A 6,122-nucleotide genomic window follows, 5' to 3' on the forward strand; every position below is an offset into this window, starting at 1 on the left:
CGACCGGGCCGCGCTGCGCCACGCGATGAGCGCGCTGCGCATGGCCGAGCTGCGCGAGGGCACCTGGCTGCGGCCCGCCAACCTGTCGCGCGCCTGGCCCGAGACCGTCACCGCGCAGTGCACGCTGATCGACGGCCGTCCGCACGACGACCCCACTCCCCTGCTCTGGGACCTCGACGGCTGGGCCGCCGAGGCGGGCGCGCTCGCCCGGCGGCTCGACCAGGCTTGCCACCGGGTCGGCGGGCTGGCGGAGGGTTTCCTGGTGTCGGCCGCGGTGCTGCGGCACCTGCTGGCCGATCCGCTGCTGCCCGAGGAGCTGCTGCCCGGTGACTGGCCGGGCACTGCCCTGCGCGCCCGCTACGACGACTTCGACCGCCGCTACCGGGAGCTGCTCCACCGGCATCTCACAGGCTGACGCCGAAGACGACCCTCTTGTTCCGGTACTCGGTGACGCTCCACAGCCTGCCGTTCTGCACGGTCAGGTCCTCCGGGCCGATCGGGAACGGCCGGGTGACGGGCTCGCCGTCGCCGTGGACGATCAGCCTGCCGTTGGTACTGGCGTCGGCGGCCTGGCTCAGATACCAGGCGCCGCCGGTGGACAGCGCCCCCTGGATCTTGGCGTGTCCCAGCACGAAGGCGTCCCTCGGCGTGCCGTCGGTCAGCTCCAGGTCCCACCGGGCCACCAGGCGGTCGGTGCGGTCCTCGGCGTACTCGCCGGAGATCAGCGTGTGCGGCGTGGTGCTGCGGTCGATCCCGACGAACGAGAAGCGCGCCCCCGGCCGGGTGACGCGCCAGAAGTCGGTCTGCGGGATCACGTAGCGGTAACCGAAGGCGTGGAAGCGCCCGTCGTGGCGGCCGATCCGCGCCGGATCGCCCAGGTCGTTCTGCGCGGTGCGCAGGTCGAGGATGTTGCGCAGGTCGAACACCCGCAGCCCGCGCACGGTGTCGGCCACGTAGAGCAGGTCGCCGTACCAGCCGATGCCGCCGGCGTGGATGTCGATCGGCCCGTACGACCCGTCCGGCCTGGCCTCGACCAGCAGCGCGTGCTGGTACCTCAGCGTCCGTGGGCTCAGGAACGTCAGCCTGATCCCGCGCTCGGCGACCGGCGGCTCGGGCTTGAAGTACCAGCTCGCCAAGAACACCGGCACGCCCGCCGAGCCGGAGTCCTCCCCGCCGGTCAGGCCCTGCGGGTACCAGTCGGGGGTGTCCTGGTCCTTCACGTCGAAGGCGTACCACTCGGCCGGGCGCGGCCGCATCGTGCCCAGCGCCGCGGTCACGCCCCTGCGCATCGCGGCCCTGTTGGCCTTGGCCAGCACCGCTTCGACCGTGGCGCCCTCGATCTCCTTGGCCAGTTTGGCCGCCCCCTCGGCCAGGGTGCCGGTGACCCGCCGTAACGTGTAGGCGGTCTTGTCAGCCGGAACCATCCCCGTAGACGCCATATCGCCCTCATCTCTTCCGTCTTCTGGGCAATTCTGATGCTTCGAGGACGGTCGAGGTTCGCGATTACGGCCACCTATGCACCGGAAGCCCGGAAAGGGCGTGCTCCCTGTACTCCCGTACGAGGCGCTCATTGTCGCCGCCGAGGCGGGCCAGGGCCTCCCGCTGCCAGGCCGCACCAGTACGGCGCAGCCTGGTCCGCTCCCGGATGACGTCCAGCGCCCCGTCCACGTCGCCGGGCACCACGCCGGCGTCCAGCAGCGCCGCGCGCGCCTCGGGCAGCAGCATGAGCACCAGGTCGGCCGCCTGCAGCTCGCCGTCCATGCCGGGCCACGACAGCTTGGCGTCCAGACCGTGCATGGCGGCCCGGTAGAAGTTCTGGTACGACTCGGCGAACCGGTAGCCGGTCAGGTCGCGCTCCCCCTGCGCGAGTGTGAGCCCGAGCAGGAACGCCGCGTTGGCCGTCATGTCGGCGCAGGTCGGCCCGGCGGGCAGGGCGCGCATCTCGATCCGCAGGTGGCCGCCGTCGGCCGGGTCGTAGACGGGACGGTTCCACTGCCACACGGTGCCCTGGTGCAGCCGGAGCTCGGGCACCTCGCGGGCGTCGGCGTCCTCCTTCAGGTCGGGCATGATCGGGTCGTAGTCGCGTACGTACCTCTCGAACAGCTCGTAGACGCCCTCGCGCACCCAGTCCGACCCGAACGTGACGCGCCCGTCCCTGCGGTAGCGCCGCTCCACGTCGCGGTCGTCGGCGGCCTCCTCCATGAGCGCGATCCTGGTCTCCTCCCACAGCCGCCGGCCCAGGAAGAACGGCGAGTTGCCGCAGGCGGCGAGCACCGGCCCGATGGCGAGCTGGGCCGCGTTGAACAGCCGCGCGAACCTCTCCGGCGGGGTGCGCAGGTGCACCTGCCAGGAGGTGTTGGCCGCCTCCAGGATCACGTCCTCCACCGCCAGTTCCAGGCCGTCGATCTTGACCAGGAACGGTTCGAGCCGCAGCCGCCTGAAGCCCCGGCTCATGGCCCGGTAACGGTTCTGGTCGCTGATGGCCTCCCTGGTGAAGTCGCCCGTGCCGAGCGTGGGCAGGATGCCGACGGGCACCGCGCCGCCGCCCTCGGCCTCCCGTCCCGCCGCCGTGTCCACGCGGGTCAGCGACTCCTGGACCTCCGCGCCCAGCAGCTCGAACGGCCGGCCCGCCAGCGGCACCGGGGTCAGGTTGACCTCCAGGTTGAAGCGGCCCAGCTCCAGCACCACGCGCGGGTCGTCCAGCGCCTCGCGCACCTCGGCGTTCCGTGGCAGCGGCCGGCCCGCCGCGTCCACGAGGACCAGCTCCAGCTCCGCGCCGACCGTCGTCGGTCCCTGGCCGAACCCCGGCTCGTCCAGGAGCTCGCGGAGCACCTTCAGCTGCTCCTGGAGCCGCTCCCCGAAGCGGACGTACTCCGCTTCGGAGAACCGCTCCTTGTCCAGATCTTGTCCCATGCCCCCCTACTGTCCGGACAGGAGACCTCCACACCTCATCGGCCGAAGGGGCCGTCATCCTGCGCGTACGCGCCGCGTCCCACCCACGCCGGGCCTTGCGCGCGCCACGGCCGGTGACCCTAAGCTCATGAGATGCGAGCCGTAGCCTTTGACGTCTTCGGTGGAGAGCTCGACGTGCGCGAGCTGCCCGCCCCGTCCCCGCCGCCGCACGGGGCGGTGATCAGGGTCGAGGCCACGGGGCTGTGCCGCAGCGACTGGCACGGCTGGCAGGGGCACGATCCCGACATCCGCGCCCTGCCGCACGTCCCCGGCCACGAGTTCGCCGGGGTGATCGAGGCGGTCGGCCCCGACGTGCGCGGCTGGCTGCCCGGCGCGCGGGTGACTGTCCCGTTCGTGTGCGCCTGCGGCACCTGTACGGCCTGCGCCGCCGGCGAGCAGCAGGTGTGCGAGCGGCAGACGCAGCCCGGTTTCACCCACTGGGGGTCGTTCGCCGACTACGTGGCCGTCGACCACGCCGACGTGAACCTCGTCGCCGTGCCCGAGGACATGACCTACGCCACCGCGGCGTCGCTGGGCTGCCGCTTCGCCACCGCCTTCCGGGCCGTGGCGCAGGTCGGCGAGGTGCGGCCGGGCGAGTGGGTGGCCGTGCACGGCTGCGGCGGCGTCGGACTGTCCGCCGTGATGATCGCCTCGGCCGCCGGGGCGCGGGTGGTGGCCGTCGACGTCAGCGCCGACGCCCTGCACCTGGCCGAGCAGGCGGGCGCCACGCACTTCGTCGACGGCTCGGCCGGTGACGCGGGCGCCCAGGTGAGGGAGCTGACCAGGGGCGGCGCGCACGTGTCGATCGACGCTCTGGGCAGCCCGCGCACCTGTGCCGCCTCCGTCGAGAGCCTGCGCCGCCGGGGCCGTCACGTGCAGGTGGGGCTGCTGCCCGGCGAGGCGACGCCGGTGCCGATGAGCCGCGTGATCGGGCAGGAGCTGCGGCTGCTGGGCAGCCACGGGATGGCCGCGCACGCCTACCCGCCGATGCTGGAGATGATCAGGGCCGGGATCCTGCGTCCCGAGCAGCTCGTCACGCGGACGATCGGGCTGGCCGACGCGGGCAAGGCGCTGGCGTCGATCGGTTCGGTGCCGGGCGTGACCATGATCACTCCCCACGTCCCGCTCTGACTCGCGGCCGTCCGGGCGGGCGGCCTGCGAATATTCCCGATTTTCCGGATGGCGGGCATGCTTCGCGGGAGCCGGGGCAGATTCACGCGCGACAGGCGGTCACGTCACCCGACCCGGGTGGTGCGCGGCCCGTCATCGGGGACAACCAAAGATGTGTCGGCCGACCGCGAGGACAATCGTGATCCGAACCTTGCTCGCTGAGGACATGCATCTCGTGCGCGGGGCGATCGTGGCACTGCTCGCCTACGAAGAGGACATCGAGGTCGTCGCCGAGGTCGACAGGGGCGACCGCGTCGTGGCGGCCGCGCGCGCCTCCGGCGCGGACGTGGCCGTGATCGACGTCGCGCTGCCCGGCAAGGACGGACTCGAGGCCGCGGGCGAGCTCCACGAGCGGCTGCCCGGCTGCGGTGTCCTCATCCTGACCGGCGTCGGCACGCCCGGCCTGCTGAGGCGTGCGCTGGACGTGCACGTGCGGGGGTTCATGGCCAAGGACGCGCCGCCGCACCTGCTGGCCGACGCCATCCGCCGGGTGTCCCGGGGTGAGCGGGTGATCGACTCGGAGCTCGCCATCGCGGCGATGCGTCCCTCCGACGCGCCGCTGACCGCCCGCGAGCTGGACGTGATCGGCGCCGCGGCGGAGGGCGCGCCCGTGTCGGAGATCGCCGCCTCGCTGTTCCTGTCCGAGGGCACGGTCCGCAACTACCTGTGCCGCTCCACGGCCAAGCTCGGGGCCCGCAGCAGGATCGACGCCATCCGGATCGCCCGCGAGTCGGGCTGGATCTGACACCCCGCCCCGGAGCGGTCAGCGTGGCACGGCGGGGCTGGTGAGTCCCGTGTGGGCGGCCACGAAGGCGAGGACGTCGGCGGCGAGCGTGATCGAGCGGCTGACCGCGCGGGCGCCGTGCCCGACGTCGGGCTCGTGGCGCAGCAGGACCGGCCGCTCGCCCGCCGTGGCCCACTGCAGCGCCGCGCACATCTTGCGGGCGTGCGCCGGGTCCACCCTGGAGTCGGCCCCCGAGACCGTGAACAGGGTGGCCGGATAGCCGGCGTCGCGGCGGACGTGGTGGTAGGGCGAGTAGGCGAGCAGCCAGGGCAGCTGACCCGGGTCGTCGGCGGAGCCGTACTCGGAGGTCCACGAGGGCCCGAGGCCGGAACGCTCGTAGCGGACCATGTCGAGCAGGCCGGCCGAGCAGACGACCGCGGCGAACAGGTCGGGCCGCTGCGTGAGGGCCGCCCCGACGAGCAGGCCGCCGTTCGACTCGCCCCAGGCGGCGAGCTGCGCGGGCGTCGTCCAGCCGTCGGCGACGAGCTTCTCGGCGGCGGCGAGGAAGTCGTCGAACACGTTCTGCTTGCGCTCGCGCATCCCGTCGCGGTGCCACGCCTCGCCCTCCTCGCCGCCGCCGCGCAGGTTGGCGACGGCGAGGACGCCGCCGGCCTCGACCCAGGCGCGCGAGTCGGCGGCGTAGCCGGGCGTGAGCGGCAGGCCGAACCCGCCGTACCCGGTCAGGATGGCCGGCCGCGGACCGTCGCGCCTGGGCAGCGCGGAGACGACCATCCGCACACGCGTGCCGTCGGCGGAGCTGTACTCGACGTGGCGGCTCTCCACCGCCGTCATGGGCACGCGGCCGGGCGCACCGGCCCAGCGGGTGGCGGACGCCCGGCGCGCGTCGTACCGCCAGACCTCGGCCGGGGTGACGGCGTCGGTGTAGCCGAACCAGGCCTCGTGCCCGCCGCCCGGCCGCGACGTGAGCGAGGTGATGGTGCCGTTGCCGGGCAGCGGCACGGTCGCCAGCGGCCTGCCGGTGACGGCGTCGTGCACGGCGATCTCGCCGACGGCGTGCCGGGTGCGGGAGACGAGGAGCCGGTCGCCGCCGAGGACGGCGAACGCCCCGAGGACCGCTGCGGGATCCTCCGGGATCAGCTCCTTCCAGGCGGCGGGGGTGGCCGGGTCGGCGACGCACAGCCTGCGCCGGGGCGCGTCCAGGTCGGTGAGGATGTAGAGCCGCCCGTCGGGGCCGGCCGCCGCGGCGGTGCGGGCC

General features: G+C 73.7%; 6 protein-coding genes. 3 read left to right on the forward strand and 3 right to left on the reverse strand.

The window, feature by feature from the left end; genetic code table 11:
* A partial coding sequence (locus tag DQW85_RS29435; RefSeq protein ID WP_275888272.1) for a PaaX family transcriptional regulator C-terminal domain-containing protein occupies positions 1 to 415 on the forward strand: 415 nt, incomplete at its 5' end.
* Here the strand turns inward: DQW85_RS29435 and DQW85_RS29440 are convergent.
* Both DQW85_RS29440 and DQW85_RS29445 read right to left on the reverse strand, forming a co-directional pair.
* A complete protein-coding gene (locus tag DQW85_RS29440; RefSeq protein WP_113703107.1) occupies positions 405 to 1,424 on the reverse strand; it encodes a hypothetical protein in 1,020 nt (339 codons plus the stop codon). The genes DQW85_RS29435 and DQW85_RS29440 overlap by 11 nt on opposite strands.
* A 79-nt stretch (positions 1,425 to 1,503) precedes the next feature.
* Entirely contained in the window at positions 1,504 to 2,913 is a 1,410-nt protein-coding gene (locus tag DQW85_RS29445) for a glutamate-cysteine ligase family protein (protein ID WP_113703108.1), read from the reverse strand.
* 132 nt (positions 2,914 to 3,045) lie between these two features.
* On the opposite strand from DQW85_RS29445, the gene DQW85_RS29450 reads away from it, so the two are divergent.
* Entirely contained in the window at positions 3,046 to 4,083 is a 1,038-nt protein-coding gene (locus DQW85_RS29450) for a zinc-dependent alcohol dehydrogenase family protein (RefSeq protein WP_113703109.1), read from the forward strand.
* A gap of 178 nt (positions 4,084 to 4,261) precedes the next feature.
* The gene (locus tag DQW85_RS29455) at positions 4,262 to 4,867 is read left to right on the forward strand and encodes a response regulator transcription factor (protein ID WP_113703110.1); all 606 of its coding nucleotides are present in this window, start codon (positions 4,262 to 4,264) and stop codon (positions 4,865 to 4,867) included.
* Positions 4,868 to 4,885: 18 nt separating this feature from the next.
* On the opposite strand, the gene DQW85_RS29460 is transcribed toward DQW85_RS29455, so the two are convergent.
* Positions 4,886 to 6,122: prolyl oligopeptidase family serine peptidase (locus DQW85_RS29460; RefSeq protein ID WP_162795473.1), on the reverse strand; the 1,237-nt coding region annotated here is incomplete at its 5' end.

The sequence above is a fragment of the Nonomuraea lactucae genome (genome assembly GCF_003313395.1).
In the GTDB taxonomy this organism is placed as follows: Bacteria; Actinomycetota; Actinomycetes; order Streptosporangiales; family Streptosporangiaceae; genus Nonomuraea; species Nonomuraea lactucae.